General features: G+C 63.9%; 20 protein-coding genes and 1 tRNA gene. 2 read left to right on the top strand and 19 right to left on the bottom strand.

Annotated features, from left to right (window positions below; all coding sequences use genetic code 11):
- Nucleotides 1-11: 11 nt before the first annotated feature.
- The 5 genes from AC3ITW_RS04650 to AC3ITW_RS04630 form a co-directional block, all read right to left on the bottom strand.
- Nucleotides 12-1148 (bottom strand): RICIN domain-containing protein, encoded by a 1137-nt coding sequence (locus tag AC3ITW_RS04650; protein WP_489390101.1) that lies wholly within the window; start codon nt 1146-1148, stop codon nt 12-14.
- A gap of 304 nt (nt 1149-1452) precedes the next feature.
- On the bottom strand, nt 1453-2958 hold the full coding sequence (locus AC3ITW_RS04645) for a PepSY domain-containing protein (RefSeq protein WP_489390100.1): 1506 nt from the start codon (nt 2956-2958) through the stop codon (nt 1453-1455).
- Nucleotides 2959-2969: 11 nt separating this feature from the next.
- Nucleotides 2970-5108: a TonB-dependent receptor gene (locus AC3ITW_RS04640; RefSeq protein ID WP_489390099.1), complete on the bottom strand. Its 2139-nt coding sequence runs from the start codon at nt 5106-5108 to the stop codon at nt 2970-2972.
- Between the two features lie 129 nt (nt 5109-5237).
- The gene (locus AC3ITW_RS04635) at nt 5238-5633 is read right to left on the bottom strand and encodes a DUF2946 family protein (RefSeq protein ID WP_489390349.1); all 396 of its coding nucleotides are present in this window, start codon (nt 5631-5633) and stop codon (nt 5238-5240) included.
- Nucleotides 5634-5849: 216 nt separating this feature from the next.
- The gene (locus AC3ITW_RS04630; RefSeq protein ID WP_489390098.1) at nt 5850-6230 is read right to left on the bottom strand and encodes a tautomerase family protein; all 381 of its coding nucleotides are present in this window, start codon (nt 6228-6230) and stop codon (nt 5850-5852) included.
- A gap of 520 nt (nt 6231-6750) precedes the next feature.
- On the opposite strand from AC3ITW_RS04630, the gene AC3ITW_RS04625 reads away from it, so the two are divergent.
- Both AC3ITW_RS04625 and AC3ITW_RS04620 read left to right on the top strand, forming a co-directional pair.
- Complete coding sequence (locus AC3ITW_RS04625; RefSeq protein WP_368851292.1) at nt 6751-7158, top strand: hypothetical protein; 408 nt, start codon at nt 6751-6753, stop codon at nt 7156-7158.
- Nucleotides 7159-7339: 181 nt separating this feature from the next.
- Complete coding sequence (locus tag AC3ITW_RS04620) at nt 7340-7774, top strand: hypothetical protein (protein ID WP_489390097.1); 435 nt, start codon at nt 7340-7342, stop codon at nt 7772-7774.
- 208 nt (nt 7775-7982) lie between these two features.
- Here the strand turns inward: AC3ITW_RS04620 and AC3ITW_RS04615 are convergent, their stop codons facing one another.
- The 14 genes from AC3ITW_RS04615 to AC3ITW_RS04550 all read right to left on the bottom strand — a co-directional run bounded on the left by AC3ITW_RS04615 (nt 7983) and on the right by AC3ITW_RS04550 (nt 19048).
- The gene (locus AC3ITW_RS04615) at nt 7983-8390 is read right to left on the bottom strand and encodes a DUF6414 family protein (RefSeq protein ID WP_489390096.1); all 408 of its coding nucleotides are present in this window, start codon (nt 8388-8390) and stop codon (nt 7983-7985) included.
- Between the two features lie 8 nt (nt 8391-8398).
- Nucleotides 8399-8893 (bottom strand): DUF6414 family protein, encoded by a 495-nt coding sequence (locus AC3ITW_RS04610; RefSeq protein WP_489390095.1) that lies wholly within the window; start codon nt 8891-8893, stop codon nt 8399-8401.
- A gap of 117 nt (nt 8894-9010) precedes the next feature.
- Entirely contained in the window at nt 9011-9421 is a 411-nt protein-coding gene (locus AC3ITW_RS04605) for a hypothetical protein (protein ID WP_489390094.1), read from the bottom strand.
- Nucleotides 9422-9583: 162 nt separating this feature from the next.
- Nucleotides 9584-9658 (bottom strand) — tRNA-Val (locus AC3ITW_RS04600).
- 189 nt (nt 9659-9847) lie between these two features.
- Entirely contained in the window at nt 9848-10201 is a 354-nt protein-coding gene (locus AC3ITW_RS04595) for a PilZ domain-containing protein (protein WP_004146965.1), read from the bottom strand.
- The gene (locus tag AC3ITW_RS04590; protein WP_489390093.1) at nt 10198-11154 is read right to left on the bottom strand and encodes a DNA polymerase III subunit delta'; all 957 of its coding nucleotides are present in this window, start codon (nt 11152-11154) and stop codon (nt 10198-10200) included. Before AC3ITW_RS04590 ends, AC3ITW_RS04595 begins: the two co-directional genes overlap by 4 nt.
- Nucleotides 11151-11816: a dTMP kinase gene (gene tmk, locus AC3ITW_RS04585; RefSeq protein ID WP_004146930.1), complete on the bottom strand. Its 666-nt coding sequence runs from the start codon at nt 11814-11816 to the stop codon at nt 11151-11153. The genes AC3ITW_RS04590 and tmk overlap by 4 nt, the downstream gene beginning before the upstream one ends.
- A complete protein-coding gene (mltG, locus tag AC3ITW_RS04580) occupies nt 11813-12874 on the bottom strand; it encodes an endolytic transglycosylase MltG (RefSeq protein WP_489390092.1) in 1062 nt (353 codons plus the stop codon). Before mltG ends, tmk begins: the two co-directional genes overlap by 4 nt.
- 197 nt (nt 12875-13071) lie before the next feature.
- Nucleotides 13072-14436 carry an aminodeoxychorismate synthase component I gene (locus AC3ITW_RS04575; protein WP_489390348.1) on the bottom strand — a complete coding sequence of 455 codons (1365 nt, stop codon included), beginning with the start codon at nt 14434-14436 and terminating at the stop codon, nt 13072-13074.
- Nucleotides 14437-14528: 92 nt separating this feature from the next.
- Nucleotides 14529-15791: a beta-ketoacyl-ACP synthase II gene (fabF, locus tag AC3ITW_RS04570; protein WP_004146925.1), complete on the bottom strand. Its 1263-nt coding sequence runs from the start codon at nt 15789-15791 to the stop codon at nt 14529-14531.
- Between the two features lie 143 nt (nt 15792-15934).
- Nucleotides 15935-16174, bottom strand: coding sequence for an acyl carrier protein (gene acpP, locus AC3ITW_RS04565; RefSeq protein WP_012510218.1), 240 nt, complete (start codon nt 16172-16174; stop codon nt 15935-15937).
- 152 nt (nt 16175-16326) lie between these two features.
- Nucleotides 16327-17070, bottom strand: coding sequence for a 3-oxoacyl-ACP reductase FabG (fabG, locus tag AC3ITW_RS04560; protein ID WP_004146899.1), 744 nt, complete (start codon nt 17068-17070; stop codon nt 16327-16329).
- A gap of 82 nt (nt 17071-17152) precedes the next feature.
- Nucleotides 17153-18097: an ACP S-malonyltransferase gene (gene fabD / locus AC3ITW_RS04555; protein WP_489390091.1), complete on the bottom strand. Its 945-nt coding sequence runs from the start codon at nt 18095-18097 to the stop codon at nt 17153-17155.
- 168 nt (nt 18098-18265) lie between these two features.
- Nucleotides 18266-19048, bottom strand: a complete 783-nt coding sequence (locus AC3ITW_RS04550; RefSeq protein WP_489390090.1) for a BUD32 family EKC/KEOPS complex subunit — start codon at nt 19046-19048, stop codon at nt 18266-18268.
- Between the last annotated feature and the right edge of the window lie 71 nt (nt 19049-19119).

The raw sequence follows: 19119 nt of genomic DNA, 5'->3' as shown, positions 1-19119 counted from the left end.
TCCAACCCTCCTCAGTAGGAGGAGAACTCCCAACGCTGGTTGTCGCCGCCATGGCACATCCACATGTGCACCTTGGAACCGTTGGTGTTGCCCAGGCCCGGATCATCCAGGCACATGTTGGTCTGCGGGTTGCGGATCTCACCCACCAGGCGCCAGGACTGGTGTGCACCACCATTGCACGACCACATGCGGATCGGATTGCCGTCGTGGCTGGCACCGTCAGCCGCTTCCAGGCACTTCCCGCCCAGTCCGCGGATCGAACCATCGGCACCCAGCTCGAAGCGCTGCTGCGGCACGCCCGTGCAATCCCACAGCTGTACGCGCGTACCATCAGCCGTATTCGCGCCTTCCACATCCAGGCACTTGCCGCCGACGCCGACAATCGAACCATTGGCCGGGTTAAATTCCCACTTCTGGTTGCTCGTCTGCGCATTGCTGTACAGCTGGATCTTGGTGCCGTTGGCACTTGAGGCGCCCGTTGCATCGAGCACCTTGTTGGCCACACCCACGATGGACGTGCTGGAGAACTTCCACGACTGATTCCAATCACCGTGCGCGTCATACAGCTGGATCCGGCTTCCATTGCTGGTCCCGTAACCCACGATGTCGAGCACGCGGTTGCTGGGCACGCCGGTGATGGTCGACGTGTTGGGCTTCACCGTCCACAGCTGCTGCGGGGTACCCGGCGTGCAGTCCCACACCTGGATGGCAGTACCCGGACCCGTGTTGGCGCCCTCGGCATCGAGGCACTTGTTGCCTGCGCCGCGAATCTCACCAAAGGTGGGAATATTGCGCAGGTTGACCGGCGCCGACACCGAGCCCTGCGAGAACTGGCCATCGCCGCTGAAGGTGGCGGTGATCGAGGCCGTGGTGAAGCCCGCAGGAACGGCGTAATTGACTGCGACCCGCGCCGGCCGACCGTAGGCGTATTTGTGCGTACAGAACTGCACATCGCGGACCGCGCCCCAGCAGTCCTTGTCCAGGTCGGACACCAGACCGAGCATCGGCGTGTTGCCGGTACTGACCTGCACCTTGCCCACCGGCTGGCCGTTGACCTTGAATTCGACGAAGCCGCCGATCTGCTCATTACCCGGAATGTGATACAGCCCGAGCGCTTGGCCATCGACCTGCGCAGACAGCTGGATCACCTGCCCCGGTGCCGGCAGCGCATTGGAAACAGACGCGGTCGTTGTGGTTGGAAAGCTGTACAGGCGCGGCAATGATTTGGCCTGAACGCTTGAAGACGCCGCTGCAATTCCAATTGCAAGAACACCCATCGAAACGTAATTCATCCTTGCTCCATTTACGCTGTGTGGAAATCCTATCCAGGGACTCCGTTGCACCTCTTGCAAGCGTGAGTCCCTGCACTTCCCTGGCCGTCGACATCGGGCCGCAGCCTTCATGGCCAGGAACGCCCGATGGTCTCATACGCGCCAGGCCAGCGTCAGCGTGCTAAGGCCGCCGACGCCGCACTTTCATCCGCAGACGCCGATAGCCGATCACCGTAGCGGTGGCGCACAGCGCCGTGCCAGCCACGCTCAGCACCAGCAGCACGCCCAGCCGCGTGTTCTGCTGGCGCAGCATGGCGGGCAGGTCCCAGCTGTGCAGGAAGTAGAACAGCCAGCGCCCGACCCGCTCACGCTGCCCCATCGTCAGCAATGGATCGCCCGTCGCCAGGTCGATGTAAACGCGCGTGGCCTCGGCATCGCCGAACCGGGCCACCGCCACCGGGAAGCGCCGTACCGCCGCACCGTTCATCGCCTCCGGTGCGCGCGGATAGAAGTACGCATCCGCTGCCTGAAGGATCGTGAACTGCTGCATGGGCGCAGCGGACATCGCCTTGGCCTTCTGCTGCAGCCATGCTGCCGGCAGACGCCGCGCGACCTGCAGCCGCCCGTTAGCCTCGGACACGATGCGGGTATCGCCTTTCCCATCCAGCAGCACCGCGAACAGCTCACCACTGATCCGTCGCCACTGGATCTCCACCGGCTTGAACCGCGTAGCGTCGGCCACCGCCAGCAGCGCCGCTGGTGTACCCAATGCGCCATCCACCGCCACCGCACCACCGCGATAGCGTCCGCTGTCGATCGCCTCGCGCGTGCTGTTGAAAATCCCCAGCGGATTCATCGACATCAGCCCGCTGAAGATCCAGGTAAAAACGAAGGCGGCCGCCACCAGTCCGATCAGATGGTGCCAGCGCATCCACGGCTCGACATACGGTGTCTTCGCACCCGAGCGATAGTGCCCACGGAAACGCCAGCGCCATACCCCCACCACGATCCCGCTGACCGCCGCCACCGTGCACAGCGCGGACAGCACGATCACCACCCACGTCCACACCGGATCCACCGACTGCATGCGCAGGAAATACAGCCAGTGCAGCCAGGCCCCCACATAGTTCCAGCGCTGCTGCACATGCGGTGCGTCCAGCACCACTTCACCGGTGCGCGAGGACACATACAGGTCACCGGGCTGTGCGCCCCCCACCTCCACCCGGTACAGCGGCCGGTGCGCGTCTAGCGCGCGCGAATGCGTCCAGCGATCCTCGTCCACCCGCATCGCACCAACGAAGGCCGGACCGCCGGCGAACTGTGCCGCCGATGCTTCGGCGCGCTGTGCCGACACCGGCAGCAGGGCCTGGCCAGTGACGGCTGACCACGCCCCGACGTTGCTTCCCGCGCGCACCACATACGCCGGCTCGCCGCGCAGCGTGGTCAGTGCCACGGCCTCCGGCTCGGCCTGCACGGCGGCAGGCAGCACCGACAGCCCGTGCAGATCGTGGGCCTCCGGCAGCACCGGCAATGCCGCCAGACGTTCACCGGGCGTCAGCTTCGGGTAGCCGATGAACAACATCACCATCCCGCTGACGAACCACAACAGCATCAGCAGGCATCCGCCAATGCCCAGCCAGCGGTGCACCAGGTAGGTCCAGCGCTTGGCGGTGGATCGCAGCGACATGGTGCGCGTCCTCAGAAGCGATGATCGACGGTGAACTCGACGCGGCGATCCGCGCCGAGCAGCCACTGTGTACTGGTGTAGTACGCGGTGGCGTAGTACGCCTTGTCGAACACGTTGAACAGGCGAGCGGTCAGCCGCGTGCGCGGCGCTGCCTGCCAGGTCAGCGCCAGATCGGTGGTGCTGTAGCCGGGCAATTCCAGCGTATTGGCATTGTCGGCGTAGCGCTTGCCGACATAGCGAACGCCACCCGCCGCGCTCCAGTCCGGCGCGAACCGCCAGCTCAACCACACATTGGCCAGGCGTTCGGCCACGTTCGGCGGCACGTTGCCATCGCGCGAGACCAGCATCGGCGGCGAACCGGTGGTTTCCAGGAAGTCCTCGAACTCGGCCTTCAGCACCGTGGCGTTGGCATCCAACGTCCAGTGCGGCGCGAAGTTCCAGTTCAACGACGCCTCGATACCGCGCGAGGTCTGCGCGCCCACCTGCACGCGGCGGTCCGGTACCAGCGGATCGCGGCTGAGCAGCCCGGTCTTGCGGATGCGATACGCCGCCAGCGTCCACTCGCCGCCCTCGAAGGCCTGCTTCAGGCCGACCTCGATCTGCCGCCCCTTGGCCAGGTCGAATGCACCGTTGGCCGGGCTGATCATCAGCAGGCCGCTGACCGGATCCGCCGCCTGCGAGTACTGCGCATACAGGCTCAGCGTCGGCCGAAGCGCGAATACCGTACCTGCACGCCAGCCGGTGCTGCTGTAGGTCTTCGAAAACGCGTTCTGGCCGCTGATCAGATCAGTACGATCGATACGTGCACGGTCGTGGCGCAGCCCACCCAGCACCGACCAGCGCTCGCTCAGCGCCAACCGGTCTTCCACGAACAGCGCGAACTGCTCGGCACTGTTGCGGTAGCGCGGCAGGTTCGGCGCATCGCTGGCGAACTGGCCCGGCACCGGATCGAACGGATCGACCGGGCCCGAGCTGCCGGCATAGGTGTTGTTGGTGTGCTTGAAGTGCGCGCGGTTGGCGTCCAGGCCCACCGCGAAACTGTTCTGCAGGCCACCCGCCGTTCCCTGCACGCGCAGCGTGGAGGTCAGCCCGGTCTGGTCCTGGTTGTGAGTGATCTCGGTATTGCCCGATCGATCGATCAAGTCAGTGGCGCGGTTGTAGACATAGGCCTCGGCATTGCGCCAATCGCGCTGGCTGTCGATCTGGTAGAGGCGCGTGCGCCATTCCACATTCGCGTTCGGCGTCCACAGCGCATCGAACTGGGTCCAGCGATCGCGGTAGCGGATGTCGCTGTCTTCCACGTTGTAGTTGCGGTGGCGCAGCGCCTCCAGCTGTCGCCCCTCGACCAGCGGCGTGCCGAAGTAGCGCATCGGTTTCTGGTAACCCTGCGCGTGGGTAAGTGTCAGCTGCAGGTCCTGGCGCACCTGCCACAGCAATGCACCGGAGAAAGTGGCATCGCTGTTGCGGCCGCGGTCGACCCAGCCACCGCCGTAGTTCCCGCTCACATCCAGCCGGTAGGCCAGCTCCGGGGTCAGCGCGCCACCGCTGCCGAAGCCCAGGCGCGCGGTGTCTTCGCTGCCCACGGTTACGCTGATCTCGTTCTCGATGGCACCGCGCGAAGGCTTCTTCGGCACAATGTTGATCACCCCGCCGATCGCCCCGTCGCCATGGATCACCGAGGCTGGTCCGCGCAGCACTTCGATGCGCTCGATCGACCAGGTGTCGAACGGGAAGGTGATGCCCACGCCGCCGTACTGGCGCAGCCCGTCATACAACCGCATCACCGAGGCGCCGTCGGTGAAGCCACGGCTGGACAGTGCACTCAGGCCGTTGCCGGGGTGCGGCATGGCACTGATCGCGCCTGCCCGGCTGATCGCATCGTTGAGGTTGTTGTCGCCACGCTGTTCCAGCTGTTCGCGCGAAATCACCGTCAGGCTGGCCGGTGTCTGCAGCACGCTCAGGCCCAGCGCAGAGCCGGCGCTGGCGGTGGAAGACAGTTCACCGCTGCGGGTGTCGACCACGCGCACCGTATCCAACGTGGTGGGGGGAGCCGCGTCGGCGGCAAGCAGGGGAGCGGTGTGCAGCAGCAACGCGCACAGGACAGGTAGCGTCGCCCGACGCAGGCGCGCGGAGTTGGGGTTCGTTTTCATTCTTTCACGGCATGCAGGGCCGCCCCGCAATTGCAGGGCAGCAATCAGAAAGGGACAAACACGCGCGTGCGGGCACCGGCCGTGGCCGGCAACCTCATGGAAAAATGTTCAATGCAACACGCGTGCGGCTCAGGCGGCCATGAAGGCTGGCGGCCCACGCGCTCCCAATGTGCCGCTGATCCGTTGCGGCAACGCCCGCACCGCGCCGCGCAGCGCGCGGCACACCGGTGCCATCGGCGCCAACAGCAGCACTGCCGCCACCAGCACCGTGATCAGCCGTGCAGCGATCAGGCAGTAATCGCAGTCCACGCCCATCTCATGATCGGCGTGTGGATCGGCAGGTGGCTTCTTTGCGGCCTCGCCGTGCGGCATCGCCATCGCGTGGTGGTCGTGATGGCCTTCCATCGCGTGCTGCGCATGCTCTGCGTGCATCGCGTGGTCCATGGCGGCCACCGGTGCTGCAGCAGCCACGTGACCGTGCGCCAGCCAGCGGCTCACCAGCGGGGCGAGCAGCACCAGCAGCATGGCAAGCCATGCCAGGGCCTGGAACCGGCGGTGGAGAGCAGAACGGCGCACGCCGCCATTCTACGGGGCCCTGACCAACCTTGGACCTGGTTCAGGGTTTGCCCCCTGCGACACGGTGACGCAGGGCTGTGCTGCCGGCCACAGCGATGGGCACGCCCTCCCTGCGCACGCCCACCACGCTGTGGATCCACGCCATGCGTGGATGCGCTTCGCGCATCAACTCACGTACTGCGCCTGCCCGTTCCCGAACGACCAGTTTTCCCGCTTCACTTCCACCAGGTTGATGAACACATCCTCTCGGCGGATACCCACCGCCGCGTGCAGGCCCTCGGCGATGCCGGCGTACAGCGCCCTCTTCTGCTCCAGCGTGCGCCCTTCGTTCCAGGTGATCTGGATGCAGATGAAATCGTCGGTGCGGTCCACGCCCAGGTAGCCGGGGTCATAGATCAACGTGCCCGGCTCGTGTTGCTGGAAGATCTGGAAGCGATCATTTTCCGGCACGCCCACCGCACGCATGGCCTGGTAGATGGCTTCACCGACGCGCTGCAGGTAGTCGGCGGATTTACCTTTGCGAAGATCGATGCGGGCAAGCGGCATGGCGGGGCTCCAGGGCCAGATGGGACGACAGTGAGCCGAGACTACGCTCGTCGGGAGGGGCGGCACAGCGCATGGATGGAACGTCTGCTTTCATGGATGGCACGTTTGTCTGCGCCCGCGCCGGGTGACGTGATCGCCATCTACTTGGGCTGTGTAGCGGCGCTGCTTCGTTCAGACAAGGCGCGGATTACCCCATGGATGGTGGAACCCCGTCTTGGCTGGCGTTGTTGCAACTTTCCTCAATGACTTCCGTCTTTACGTGGATCGATGATCGCATCGCCAAGGCAGCACGCCCTGGTCGGGATTGGCGTCTCGAATAAACGAACAGGCTCACAGGATGTTGCGATCCAGATCGCAACAAAGAGAATGCACCGACTGCCTTCAATGGCGGGCGGTGCGTGGGGATCGCAAGATCCGCCGGGCCTTTTCTCCCTGTGAGCTTTTCTGCCTAGGTACGCCAACCCGCACCGTCCGCCACCTTCCTTTCGGAAGGTGGCCCTACGCCAGTGAGGGTTTCGCCATGACCAAACGAGCCGCATCGTTTCCACGCCTGTACGCCTTGATTGCCGACATCGCCATCCAGGTTCCCGACGACATCGCACGCGAGATCGAGTGCGCATTGGACGAGCAGAACCTGCCCGTGCAGTCACCCGCGTTTTTCGCGTGCCTCAATGCCATCAACAACGTCGATGGCGAGGACGGGCAGCCGTGCAGCAGCCTCACCCTTGCCGCGAGCAATCACGCGTCGCTGCGCCGCTCGATGGCGGGGCTCACCGCAGTGCTCGATCTGCTGCAGGCCGCCGACCGCGCGCGCAACGAGGCCGGCCCGGATGAACAGCTGGGCGCCTTCCACACTGACGGGTTGATCGTGGCCGCACGGCAGCTGGTGCGCGAAGCCAACCATTGCCTGGAAGGTGGAACCGCCTGAGCGACTGGCCGCCACGTGGCTACAATCGCGCAGGGAATCGCAGGAGAACGCAATGGACGCCGAACACCTGGAGTACTTCAAGGCCGCACTGGAAGGCCGCGCAAGCGTGGGCTGGAACGTCTGGTTCGCTGCCCACTAGCAGGCGCTGGCACAGCAGCTGAGCCGCCCTGCGCTGCTGCGCTTGAAGTTCAACACACTGGATGAAGCCGAACGCCTGCTCGCAGAGGCTGGCATCGTGCCCCGCAGTACGGCAGGCAAACGCTACGAAATGTACTGTGCCGCGTTCTCGCCAGACGTGGTGGACGCGAACGGTCGTCCGCTGCCAGCCATCTGGCGCGCGGCACACGGCGGTGCCATCGGCCTGCTGGCCGATGGCGAGCACGAAGCCGGCCAGGCCAAGCTGCTTTCGGAGTTCCGCCGCGTCCGCAAGCACGGGCTGCAGCAGGCGCACGAATGGTTGGGCGATCTGTGCTTTGAAGGCGGGATGGAACTGAGCGGCGGCAATGCCGAGGTGGGCCGTAGTCTGCTGGCGGTGGTGGTGCGGGCCGGCAGTGGCTACGACCTGCTGGATGCAACGGCGATGATCGCGAAGTGTCTTTTAGCAAATCACGACTGAGATCGGCAAAGCTAGCATTCAATTATGACCTTCGAACGGCAGTCAATGCAGGCGGGCGTCGTGGTCAGATGGGAAAACCACTTCAGAAAAAAGGCTCCTGTGCAGCCGGAATCATTAACAGCACTCACCAACATTCGAGAAACCCCCCAAACGACCCTAGCCCAGCAAAATTCTCAAGATTCACAAGCCCATCAATTTTCACAATAAGTTATAGCTCAACATAAATAGCAATAGGATCTACAATTATTTCATTTTCAAGCCGCCCAGTAAAGGTTGACTCCACCCCAATCAAACTCGAAATCAAATTCATTAGCGCCCCCTTGATACCATCCGCACTTACAGCCCCTTCAGAAGCTCCAGCCCCCCCTTTATACTGCGTCACAATCCCAAAAAGCGTGAACTCAACCTCCGTTCTTCTTGAGTACTTCCGGACCAATAAATCTTCAGATTCACGCAAGAACAACCTATTTAGATTAGATGAAAAAATATTTTCACCAACATTCATCTGAATCTCCAATTGATCTTGAAATCCATACTCAAGAAGCAACGCCAAATCATCAAGGAATTTCTTGTCCTGATAAAGCCCCGAATTTTTAGCAATTCTATCCACGTTCATCAGCGACTTTAGCTCGGCTTGCAGCTTAGCCCCCCCTTACCCGCCCGTCTGAGCTCACCAAGCTGCCTATCTGCAGCAGAAATTTCTTCGAAGTTGGTTACGTGGGCCATAGCCCGCCCAACATCATTAAAATTTCCTAGAGTTTTCTTGATTGAATTGATGTCATTGAAAACCACACGAGATGAAACCTTAGCGAAGGATCGACCATCAAAGTCAACATCGCTAGCCGAAGCAGAAACAATAGAAACAGCGGAATCGTCAATCAACCTTTTCTCAAAGATCGAAAAAGAATAATCATTAAGAAACTTTTTCTCAGTCCTTCTATCACCACTTCTCAGGATATCACCCAGCACCCTCCCGCTCCCCACAGGCCCCTTCTGATCTTCAGACTCGCTCTTCTCCGAGAATGATTCATTCAAAACGTACTCAGTTACACCCTCGAACAACTGAGACGACAAGGAATACATCTTATCTTCATCAAGATATGTGAAATTTCTAATCACGCATCTTTCTCCCCTTGTATTCAAGGTAGTATTTTTTTCTAGTTGTATAGATCGACCACAAGGAAACCGCCAACCCAGAAATCGAGAGAACTATGGACGCAACCACCACCAATAAAGTCATATACGCTCCTCCCCCACAACAGCCTCGACCCTAGAAATCCGATCATAAACGGAATAACTTATCAAGAATGAGACCATCGAAAGAATTAAAGTGCACACATTCATGGCAGCGCCATCAATTAGCCCTCCGCCGATTATAGTCAACGCAAATAGAACGCTATACAAAGCTATGAATGCGATTGAAGTTCCATTTTGAATGGTCTTCCATTCTCTATCCACTCCTGAAAAATGCTCAATCTCGTTTATGTTTGAGATATGCAACACCAATCCAAACGCTACAAAATCGGAAGACGATATTAGAGCGACACTTCCCGGAGATGTGACACTCCAGACCATCAACCTAGACAATACCGGAATGAGGCCAACAAGTACCGTATATATCAGCCATTTAACCTTCTTTCCTTTCATTCATCCCCCGCGCGGAATTGCAAGATGAGCGAACTCTAGAACGAACACGGCTATCCAACAATCAGGAATCCATGAGCTCCTGAGCATGATTGTACAAATGCCCACAATTCTTCGCGCAACAAAAAAGCCCCCATTGCTGGAGGCTTTTTTCGTTCTGCAACATGGTGGGCGGTACAGGGATCGAACCTGTGACCCTTGCCGTGTGAAGGCAATGCTCTACCGCTGAGCTAACCGCCCGGTGTGTTGCTGAGCCGCTCATTATAGGGGCTTTTCAGAGACCGTCAACACTTTTTCACATAGGTGTTCACGGGCGTTTTCGGGGACTGCGGTCGAGCATGGCTTGACTTTACAGAGGGGCGGGGTCACAGGCGTTTCGGGGCATGCAGCCGAGCATGGCTCGGCTCTACAGGACCGCCCAGCGCGGCCTCACATCGTGTGGGTCGGCTTGTCCGAGCTGGTCAGGCCAGCCAGCAGGGTCTCGATCTTGTGGCGCACGCCCTCGCCTTCGGCGCCATCGGCCAGCTGCACGCCGATGCCGGCGGTACGGTTGCCCTGCGCGCCAGCCGGGGTCACCCAGATCACCTTGCCGGCCACCGGCAGGCGCTCGCTGGAATCGGGCAGGGTCAGCAGCAGGAACACTTCGTCACCCAGGAAGTAGCGCTTGGGCGTGGGCACGAAGATGCCGCCATTCTTCACGAACGGCATGTACGCGCTGTACAGCGCGGCTTTGTCCTTCACAGCCAGGGACAGGATGCCCTGGCGGGCGTTGCTGGCACTCATCGATTTCCCCTTGCGGCAGGCCGCTCGTTCACCTTGTTCCAGGCCAGCAGCAACTCGACCACCGCAAGGTCTGCACGCACCGTGGTGCGCAGCAGGTCGCGGGTGCGGTTGGCCGCATCGAACCAGGCTGCAAGCTTGTGCAATCGCTCCGGCGTGGTCAAGGCATCGGTGCTGGCCTGGGCCAGCGCCAGGTCGGCGGCAAAGCGCAGGCGCAGCGCCGCGTTGTCATCGGCGCACCACTTCTGCGCCAGCTCCACCGCGCCGGTCTTGCCGGCGGCCAGCTGTTCCAGCTCGCGGCCCACTTCGCGGCGCAGGCTCAGGCCATCCTCGCGCAGCCAGTTGTCGGCTTGGCCGGGATGGCCGCGCGCCGCGTCCAGCGCTTCGCGCGCCGATGCTTCGCTGTGGCCCTGCTGCTGCAGCCAGGCCAGCGCTTCGTGCTGCGGCGGCAGCTTGAATTCCAGGCGCTGGCAACGGCTGCGGATGGTCTGCGGCAGGCGCGCCGGGTCGCTGCTGATCAGCCATAGATAGCGGCCGGACTGTGGCTCTTCCAACGTCTTCAGCAGTGCGTTGGCCGCCGAGCGGTTGATGGCATCGGCAGGGTCGACGATCACCACCTGCGCCACCCCGTACTGCGGGGTCAACGCCAGTTTGTTGGTGATCTCGCGCACCTGCTCGATGACGATCTCGGTGCGCAGCTTGTCGCCACTCTTGTTCGGAATGAAGCTGACCAACTGCAGGTCCGGATGGGTGCCGGCGGCGATCAGCTGGCGCGTGCGCGTGGCATGCGCGGCATCGCCGCGCGCCAGCACGTGGTCGGCCAAGGCCAACGCCACCTCGCGCTTGCCCAGTCCGGCCGGGCCACAGATCAGCAGGCCATGGCCGAGCCGATCAGCATCGAGCGCGGCGACCGTCTGTTCGAACGCGCGCTGCTGCCACGGCGAGAACGTGCTCATGCGCCCTCCCCGTCCTGCAGCCAGCGCTCGACGCATGCGACCACATCGGCCGCCACGCGTTCCTGCACCTGTCCGGCATCGATCAACGCAAAGCGCTGCGGATCCTGCTGCGCACGACTGCGGAACACCTCGCGCACGCGCTGGAAGAAGTCGTCCTGCTCGCTTTCGATGCGGTCAGGCCACAGGTCGCGACCATTGGCACGCGCGCGGCCCACAGCAACCTCCACATCCAGCAGCAGGGTCAGGCCCGGCAGCAGGCCCACGGCGCGACGCTCCAGGTCGGCAATCCACTGCGGGTCGAGGCCACGGCCACCGCCCTGGTAGGCGTAGCTGGAATCGGTGAAGCGATCACTCAGCACATAGGCGCCGCGCTGCAGGGCCGGCTGGATCACCTGGCGCACATGCTGCGCGCGTGCAGCGAACACCAGCAGCAACTCGGCTTCGGCGCTGAGCGGCTCGGCGGCGATTTCGGCATCGGGTTTCAGCACCAGGCCGCGGATGCGCTCGGCCAACGGTGTACCACCCGGCTCGCGGGTCAGCACCACTTCGTGGCCGTGGCTGCGCAGGCAATCGCGGATGGCGTTGATGGCGGTGGTCTTGCCCGCGCCCTCGCCACCTTCCAGGCTGACGAAACGGGGATGGCGAAGCAGCGCGGGACTCATTGCGCCGGGGTCTCCTTGGTGCGTTGCTGGCGCAGCTGCTGCAGGTAGCGGGCCACTGCGGCGTTGTGCTGGTCCAGGCTGGGCGAGAATACGTGCGCGCCACTGCCATCGCCGACCGCGACGAAGTACAGCGCGTCACCGGCGGCCGGCTGTGCAGCCGCCATCAGCGCGTCGCGGCTGGGCATGGCGATCGGGGTCGGGGTCAGGCCCGCACGCGTATAGGTGTTGTAGGGCGTATCGGTGGTCAGGTCGCGGCGGCGGATGTTGCCGTCATACGCCGCGCCGATGCCGTAGATCACGGTCGGGTCGGTCTGCAGGCGCATGCCGATCTTCAGGCGGCGCATGAACACCCCGGCGATCTGTGGGCGCTCGCTGGCCAGCGCGGTTTCCTTTTCGATGATCGACGCCATCGTCAGCAGCTCGTAGGGCGTATTGATCGGTAGGTCCGGCGCACGACTTTCCCAGGCTTCTTCCAGCGCCTTCTCCATCGCACCGTGGGCGCGCTTGAGCACGTCCAGGTCACTGTCGCCGCGCTGATAGACATAGGTCTCCGGCAGGAAACGCCCTTCCGGATGCTGCCCGCCGAACCCGAGGCGCTGCATCAGCGCGGCGTCATCCAGTTTATCGGTGGTGTGCAGCAGCGGTTCGGCACGCTTCAGTGCCGCACGCAGCTGGCGGATGTTCCAGCCTTCAATGATCGTCACGCGATGCTGCAGCACCTTGCCGGCGCGCATGCGCAGCAGCAGCTCACGCGGGGTCAAGTCGTTGCTGAGCGCGTACTCACCCACCTTCAGTTTGCCGGCCGCATCGAGCTGGCGCGCCAGCAGCTGCCACTGGGTGTCCTGGCCCTCGTCCACGCCGGCGTCGCGCAGCTTGCGCAGCACCGTGTTCATGCCGTCGCCACTGGCGATGACCACGCTGTCGGCGGACGGGGTGATCCGGGCGTCGGCGAACTGGGTCTGCTGGTAGAAGAACCACGCGCCCGCACCGGCCACGACGGCGGCCAGCACTACCACCAGCGTTACCACGAACAGACACCCGCGCTTGGCTCCCGCCATGGACTACCTCTGAACTCGATTCCGTCGTGCAGGATACCGTGCCGGTGGTGTGGGGTCATGACCGGGGTGGCGCCTGCGTGCCGACCAACGGTCGGCACCCACCCAAACAATGGCTCCCACTGGTACCGGTAGTGCCGGCCGCTGGCCGGCGATCGCGCGGATCATGGGTGCATGAGGTTGCCGGCCAGCGGCCGGCACTACCCCTGCTGGCCCAGCGCACGCAGCAGGCCGCGGGCCTTGGCGCGGGTCTCGTCCAGTTCCTTGTCCGGATCCGAGTCGACCACGATGCCGGCACCGGTGCGGAAGCTGACCTCGTGGCCGTCCACTTCGGCGGTGCGGATCAGGATGTTCAGGTCCAGGTCGCCATCGCGGTTCAGCCAACCGAAGGCGCCGGTGTAGGCACCGCGCGGCACCTGCTCCAGTTCGCTGATGATCTGCATACAGCGCACCTTCGGGCAGCCGGTGATGGTGCCGCCGGGGAAGGTGGCGGCGATCACTTCACCCGGGGTCACGCCTGGACGCAGATGGCCACTGACATTGCTGACGATGTGGTGCACGTGGGCGTAACTTTCCACGGTCATCAGTTCATCGACCACCACGGTACCAGGCAGGCAGATGCGGCCCAGGTCGTTGCGCTCCAGGTCGATCAGCATCACGTGCTCGGCACGCTCCTTCGGGTGGCCGACCAGCTCCTGGATGCGCGCGGCATCGTCATCGCCTTCGAAGCGCGGGCGGGTGCCGGCGATCGGCCGGGTCTGCGCATGGCCGGCGTGCACCGACACCAGCCGTTCCGGCGAGGAACTGACCACGTGGCGGCCGTGCGCGGTGAACAGGCCGGCGAACGGGGCCGGGTTGGCACGGCGCAGCTGCGCGTACAACGCCTGGGGACTGACCGGCGCGGCGAACTGTGCGCTCCAGCGCCGCGACAGGTTCACCTGGAACACGTCACCGGCACGCAGGTACTCGATCACCCGGCGCACGCCGTCGGTGAAGCGCTGCGGCGCGTCCTCGCCGACCGACTGCGGCGGCAACCAGCCCTGCCCTGCTTCGGGCAGCACGGCCGAGGCCAGTGCCACCAACGCATCCAGCAGCGCATGCTCACCGGCTTCGGCGATGACAAAACTGGCGTCGTTGTGGTGATCGTGCAGCACCGCCGCCGGGCAACGCAGCGCCAGCGCGGTCGGGCGGCCGTCCTCACGCGCATGCGCCGGCAGCACTGGTTCGATCTGGCTGGCCACTTCGTAATCCAGCATCAACGCCCAACCGCCGCGGAACGGCAGGCTGTGGCTGCCGTCATGCGGCAGGCGTTCGCGCTGCCAGGCACGGTCCAGCACCTGCAGGAAGCTGCCGGCGCGTACCGCATTGTGCTGGTCGCGCACCCGGCCATCGGCATCCAGCCGCAGGCAATCGCCCTGCGCGGCCAGCAGCAGGCTCCAGCGGCCCTGCGCGGTGCCCGAGGCGGTGGATTCCATCAGCAGCGGGAAGCGCACCGGATCGTGCTGCTGCAGGGCCAGCAGGTCGATCGGGTGCGGCAGCGGGTGGATCAGCGGGGCGTGGGTCATGGCGGCCAGTTCGGGGTTCAGATGCACGGAAGCCGCCTTGCGGCGGCTTCTTCGTATGTAAAGTCGAGCATGGCTCGACTCTACAACGTCGGTCAGACGCGCTTGAAGATCAGCGTGCCGTTGGTGCCGCCGAAGCCGAAGCCATTGGACATCACCACGTCGACCTTGGCCTGGCGTGCTTCGTTGGGCACGTAGTCCAGGTCGCAGCCTTCGCCCGGCTGCTGCAGGTTGATGGTCGGCGGGATGACGTTGTCCTGCAGCGCCATCACCGAGAAGATCGCTTCCACGCCGCCGGCAGCACCCAGCAGGTGGCCGGTCATCGACTTGGTGGAGCTGACCATCATCTTGTAGGCGTGGTCGCCGAAGGCGGTCTTCATCGCCATGGTTTCGCCCAGGTCACCCAGCGGCGTGGAGGTGCCATGCGCGTTGAGGTAACCGACCTGTTCCGGGGTCACGCCGGCGTCCTTCATGGCCATGACCATGCAGCGCGCGGCGCCTTCGCCGTTCTCGCTCGGGGCGGTCATGTGGTACGCGTCGGAGCTGGCGCCGAAGCCGGCCAGTTCGCAGTAGATCTTCGCGCCACGTGCCTTGGCGTGCTCGTACTCTTCCAGGATCAGGATGCCGGCGCCGTCGCCCAGCACGAAGCCGTCGCGGTCCTTGTCCCACGGGCGCGAGGCCTGTTCCGGAGCGTCATTGCGCGTGCTCATGGCCTTCATCGCGCAGAAGCCGCCCACTGCGGTCGGCGAGGAGCCGCGCTCGGCACCACCGACCACCATCACGTCGGCATCGCCGTACTGGATCATGCGCATCGCGGTACCGATCGAATGGTTCGAGGTCGCGCACGCCGACACCGCCGAGAACGACGGGCCCTTCAGGCCGGTGATGATGCTCAGCTGGCCCGGCAGCATGTTGATGATGGTCTTGGGCACGTAGAAGGGCGAGATCTTCTTGCCCTCGTGGAACTCGATGGTCTGCTCTTCAATGCCGAGCAGGCCGCCGATGCCGGCGCCAACGATGGCGCCCATGCGATCGGCATTGGCTTCGGTGATCTCCAGGCCCGAATCATGCAGGGCCATGAACGAGGCACCGAGGCCGTAATGGATGAACGGGTCCATCTTCTTGGCATCCTTGCCGCTGACCCGGAATTTGCCGAACAGTTCATTGTCGGCGGTGATGTCGAATCCTTTGACTTCACCTGCAATCTTGGTGGTGAACCGATCCAGATAGGCATCAGAAACGTTGGTCAGCGGACCGATGCCCGAACGACCATGGGTGATGCCTTCCCAGCTGCTGGCCAGATCATTGCCCAACGGCGAGACGATACCCAGGCCGGTTACGACGACGCGACGCTTCATTGCTGTTTCTCCTGACCCGGATGGTTTCTACGGGTAACTCGGTTTGCTTCGATGTGATGCTCAAACACACGGGGCCGCAACAGCGGCCCCATGGGGTGCGGTGCGCGGCGAGCGTGAGCCCGCGCGCGCACTGCCGTCTGACATCAGGCCTTGACGTGGGCCTTGACGTAGTCGATGGCGGCCTGGACGGTGCTGATCTTCTCGGCTTCTTCGTCCGGGATCTCGCACTCGAATTCTTCTTCCAGGGCCATCACCAGCTCGACGGTGTCCAGCGAGTCAGCGCCCAGGTCATCGACGAACGATGCGCTGGTGGTGACTTCTTCTTCCTTGACGCCAAGCTGTTCGACGACGATTTTCTTGACGCGTTCTTCGATGGTGCTCATGGGATCTCGCTCCAGATGGAGTTGTGGTTCAAAAGTGGTCGCCATCAAAGGCGATGGCCGTGGGATAGTGTAGTGGAAACCAGCGCGGCCTTGCATCGCAGCAAAAACCTCAGCAGATCAACCACTTGCGGCGCAATCCCTGCGCCCCTTGCTTACGGCATGTACATGCCACCGTTCACATGGAGGGTTTCGCCGGTGATGTAACCGGCAGCCGGGCCGGCCAGGAAGGCCACCGCATGGGCGATGTCCTCCGGCGAACCCAGGCGTTCGAGAGCGATGTCGTTGATCAGCGCGGTACGCGCTTCCTCCGGCAACGCCTTGGTCATGTCGGTGTCGATGAAGCCGGGAGCGACCACATTGACGGTGACACCGCGCGAACCGATTTCCTTGGCCAGCGACTTGCTGAAGCCGATGATGCCGGCCTTGGCCGCCGCGTAGTTGGCCTGGCCGGCGTTGCCGGTCACGCCCACCACCGATGCGATGTTGATGATGCGGCCCTTGCGTGCCTTCATCATGCCGCGCATGACCGCCTTGCTGGTGCGGAACACGCTGGTCAGGTTGGTGTCGATGATCGACGCCCAGTCCTCGTCCTTCATGCGCATCAGCAGGTTGTCGCGGGTGATGCCGGCATTGTTGACCAGGATCGAGATCGGGCCGAATTCCTTGGCGATGCCGTCCAGCACGCTGTCCAGCGCGGCAGCGTCGGTCACGTTCAAGGCACGGCCATGACCACCGTGGGCAGCCAGGCGCTCACCGATCGCGGCAGCGCCGGACTCTGTGGTGGCGGTACCGATGACGGTGGCGCCCTGGGCGGCCAGCAGATCGGCGATGGCGGCACCAATGCCGCGGCTGGCACCGGTGACCAGTGCGATTTCACCCTGCAGGGGCTTGCTCATGATGTTTTCCTCAGGCTGGGACGGCCGCCGCGCCCATGCCGCTTGCAGCGGCGACCGGCACGGTCGGCAGGAACAGGGGCAATCAGGCCGACCACGCCTCGTGGGCGCCTTCGAAGTCGCCCGGAGTGGCCAGCGAGCGGCCGTCAATGGCCTTGTCGATGCGCTTGACCAGACCAGTCAGCACCTTGCCGGGGCCGCATTCGGCGATCCGGGTGACGCCGCGGCCAGCCAGCGCCTGCACGCACCCGGTCCACTGCACCGGCTGGTACAACTGCTGCACCAGCGCGGTGCGGATCGTGTCGATACCGTCATGGACCTTGGCATCGACGTTCTGCACCACCGGCAGCTGCGGTGCCTGCCAGGACAGGCCGGCCATCACTTCGGCCAGGCGGTTGGCGGCTTCACGCATCAGCGGCGTATGCGACGGCACGCTGACCGCCAGCTTGACCGCCTTGCGCACGCCCTTCTCGGCCAGCAGCGCCAGCGCACGGTCGACCGCATCGGCGTCGCCGCCGATCACGATCTGGCCGGGTGAATTGAAGTTGGCCGGCACTACCACCTGGCTGCCCGCAGCTTCGGCACAGACGTCCAGCACCAGCTGGTCCTCGGCGCCGAGCACGGCGGCCATGGCACCGACGCCGGCCGGCGCGGCTTCCTGCATCAGCTGGCCGCGCAGGCGCACCAGGTGCGCACCGTCGTGCAGGCTCAGCGCGCCAGCGGCGACAAGCGCGCTGTACTCGCCCAGGCTGTGACCGGCCAGCACCGACGGGCGCGGACCGCCCACGGCATTCCAGACGCGCCACACGCCGATGCTTGCGGCCAGCAGGGCCGGCTGGGTGTATTCGGTACGGTTGAGCATTTCCTCCGGGCCGCCCTGGGACAGCGCCCACAGGTCGACGCCGGCACCATCGGATGCCTCGGTGAAGGCTTCACGCACCTGCGGGTGCAGTTCGGCCAGCTCGGCCAGCATGCCCACAGACTGCGAGCCCTGGCCGGGGAAGACAAAAGCGAGGGTGGATACGGTCACGCGGTCATCCGCTTGTTGCGATCGAAGCGGGCCATGATAAGGGGGAACATGCCGTGTCGTCTGTACGTGCGCGTATGCACGCGTATGGTCAATGGGGGTCGCAGGGCGCTGGAGATCCGGGGGCAGATCCCTTTTCGATGGGAAAAGGGATCTGACTCCAGCCGATGATCAGCAGAACAGCTGCAGGACGTCCAGATCACCGTCGGCGAGAAAATCCACGCACAGGCCGACCAGCATCAGCACGCCGGCGGTACTGGCGCCATGGGCGATGAAGATCGAATGCGCCAGCGCGCGCGCTGAACGGCCCAGCTTCATGCAGACCCAGGCCAGATTGCGAAGGCGGCCACTGACCGCATGCACATGCTCGCGCACCGGTGCCTGAACATCGCCCATCGCCTCGGCCATCATCGCCTGCAGGTGCTCGGGGCGGTCGGCGTAGTACTTGGCGACGCCGTAGCCGAACATCAGCCAGTCGCGGGCCTGCGCTTCAGCCAGGTCCATCACTTCCAGCGGATCTTCCTCGAAGTCGATGAAGCCTACTTTCTGGCCGTCCCAGGTGAGATTGCGCGGCAGCGGCTGGCCGAAATAGGCGCCACGCGCATGCGCTTCGGCGATGGCCAGCATCGCTGCCATCACCAACCGGTCGCGACCGGCCTCGTCGGCTTCGCGCAGGCAGGTATTGAACGAACTGCCGTTGTCGCCAATCACCAGCGCGGCATGACCGGTACCCAGCACATCGGGCACGTTCACCCCCTGCGCCTGCAGTTCAGCCAGGCGACGGGCTTCGGTTTCGCGTGCAGCGTCACCGCCGCGATGCGGTGGCGGGCGCAGGGCATCGAGATGGAAACGGCGGGCAACAAAATTGAGCAGGCCCAGGGCCAGCGCCCGGCTTCCCTTGCCGTACTGCTTCAGCCAGGCACGTTGCCCTTCGATGACGATGGGCTCAACCATGACAGGTCCTCCTTAAACGCGTTACGGCCCCAGAGGGGCCGTAACGACAGACTTCACGTTGTCGTAACTTG

The organism is Stenotrophomonas sp. KH_052, from assembly GCF_057838755.1.
This window is presented reverse-complemented; position numbering and strand designations above follow the sequence as displayed.

Coding starts and splice junctions, on each gene's coding strand:
- AC3ITW_RS04645 (WP_489390100.1), bottom strand. CDS start 2,958: ATGTCGCTGCGATCCACCGCCAAGCGCTGGACCTACCTGGTGCACCGC.
- AC3ITW_RS04640 (WP_489390099.1), bottom strand. CDS start 5,108: ATGAAAACGAACCCCAACTCCGCGCGCCTGCGTCGGGCGACGCTACCT.
- AC3ITW_RS04635 (WP_489390349.1), bottom strand. CDS start 5,633: ATGCTGCTGGTGCTGCTCGCCCCGCTGGTGAGCCGCTGGCTGGCGCAC.
- AC3ITW_RS04630 (WP_489390098.1), bottom strand. CDS start 6,230: ATGCCGCTTGCCCGCATCGATCTTCGCAAAGGTAAATCCGCCGACTAC.
- AC3ITW_RS04625 (WP_368851292.1), top strand. CDS start 6,751: ATGACCAAACGAGCCGCATCGTTTCCACGCCTGTACGCCTTGATTGCC.
- AC3ITW_RS04615 (WP_489390096.1), bottom strand. CDS start 8,390: ATGAACGTGGATAGAATTGCTAAAAATTCGGGGCTTTATCAGGACAAG.
- AC3ITW_RS04605 (WP_489390094.1), bottom strand. CDS start 9,421: ATGAAAGGAAAGAAGGTTAAATGGCTGATATATACGGTACTTGTTGGC.
- AC3ITW_RS04595 (WP_004146965.1), bottom strand. CDS start 10,201: ATGAGTGCCAGCAACGCCCGCCAGGGCATCCTGTCCCTGGCTGTGAAG.
- AC3ITW_RS04590 (WP_489390093.1), bottom strand. CDS start 11,154: ATGAGCACGTTCTCGCCGTGGCAGCAGCGCGCGTTCGAACAGACGGTC.
- tmk (WP_004146930.1), bottom strand. CDS start 11,816: ATGAGTCCCGCGCTGCTTCGCCATCCCCGTTTCGTCAGCCTGGAAGGT.
- mltG (WP_489390092.1), bottom strand. CDS start 12,874: ATGGCGGGAGCCAAGCGCGGGTGTCTGTTCGTGGTAACGCTGGTGGTA.
- AC3ITW_RS04575 (WP_489390348.1), bottom strand. CDS start 14,436: ATGACCCACGCCCCGCTGATCCACCCGCTGCCGCACCCGATCGACCTG.
- fabF (WP_004146925.1), bottom strand. CDS start 15,791: ATGAAGCGTCGCGTCGTCGTAACCGGCCTGGGTATCGTCTCGCCGTTG.
- acpP (WP_012510218.1), bottom strand. CDS start 16,174: ATGAGCACCATCGAAGAACGCGTCAAGAAAATCGTCGTCGAACAGCTT.
- fabG (WP_004146899.1), bottom strand. CDS start 17,070: ATGAGCAAGCCCCTGCAGGGTGAAATCGCACTGGTCACCGGTGCCAGC.
- AC3ITW_RS04550 (WP_489390090.1), bottom strand. CDS start 19,048: ATGGTTGAGCCCATCGTCATCGAAGGGCAACGTGCCTGGCTGAAGCAG.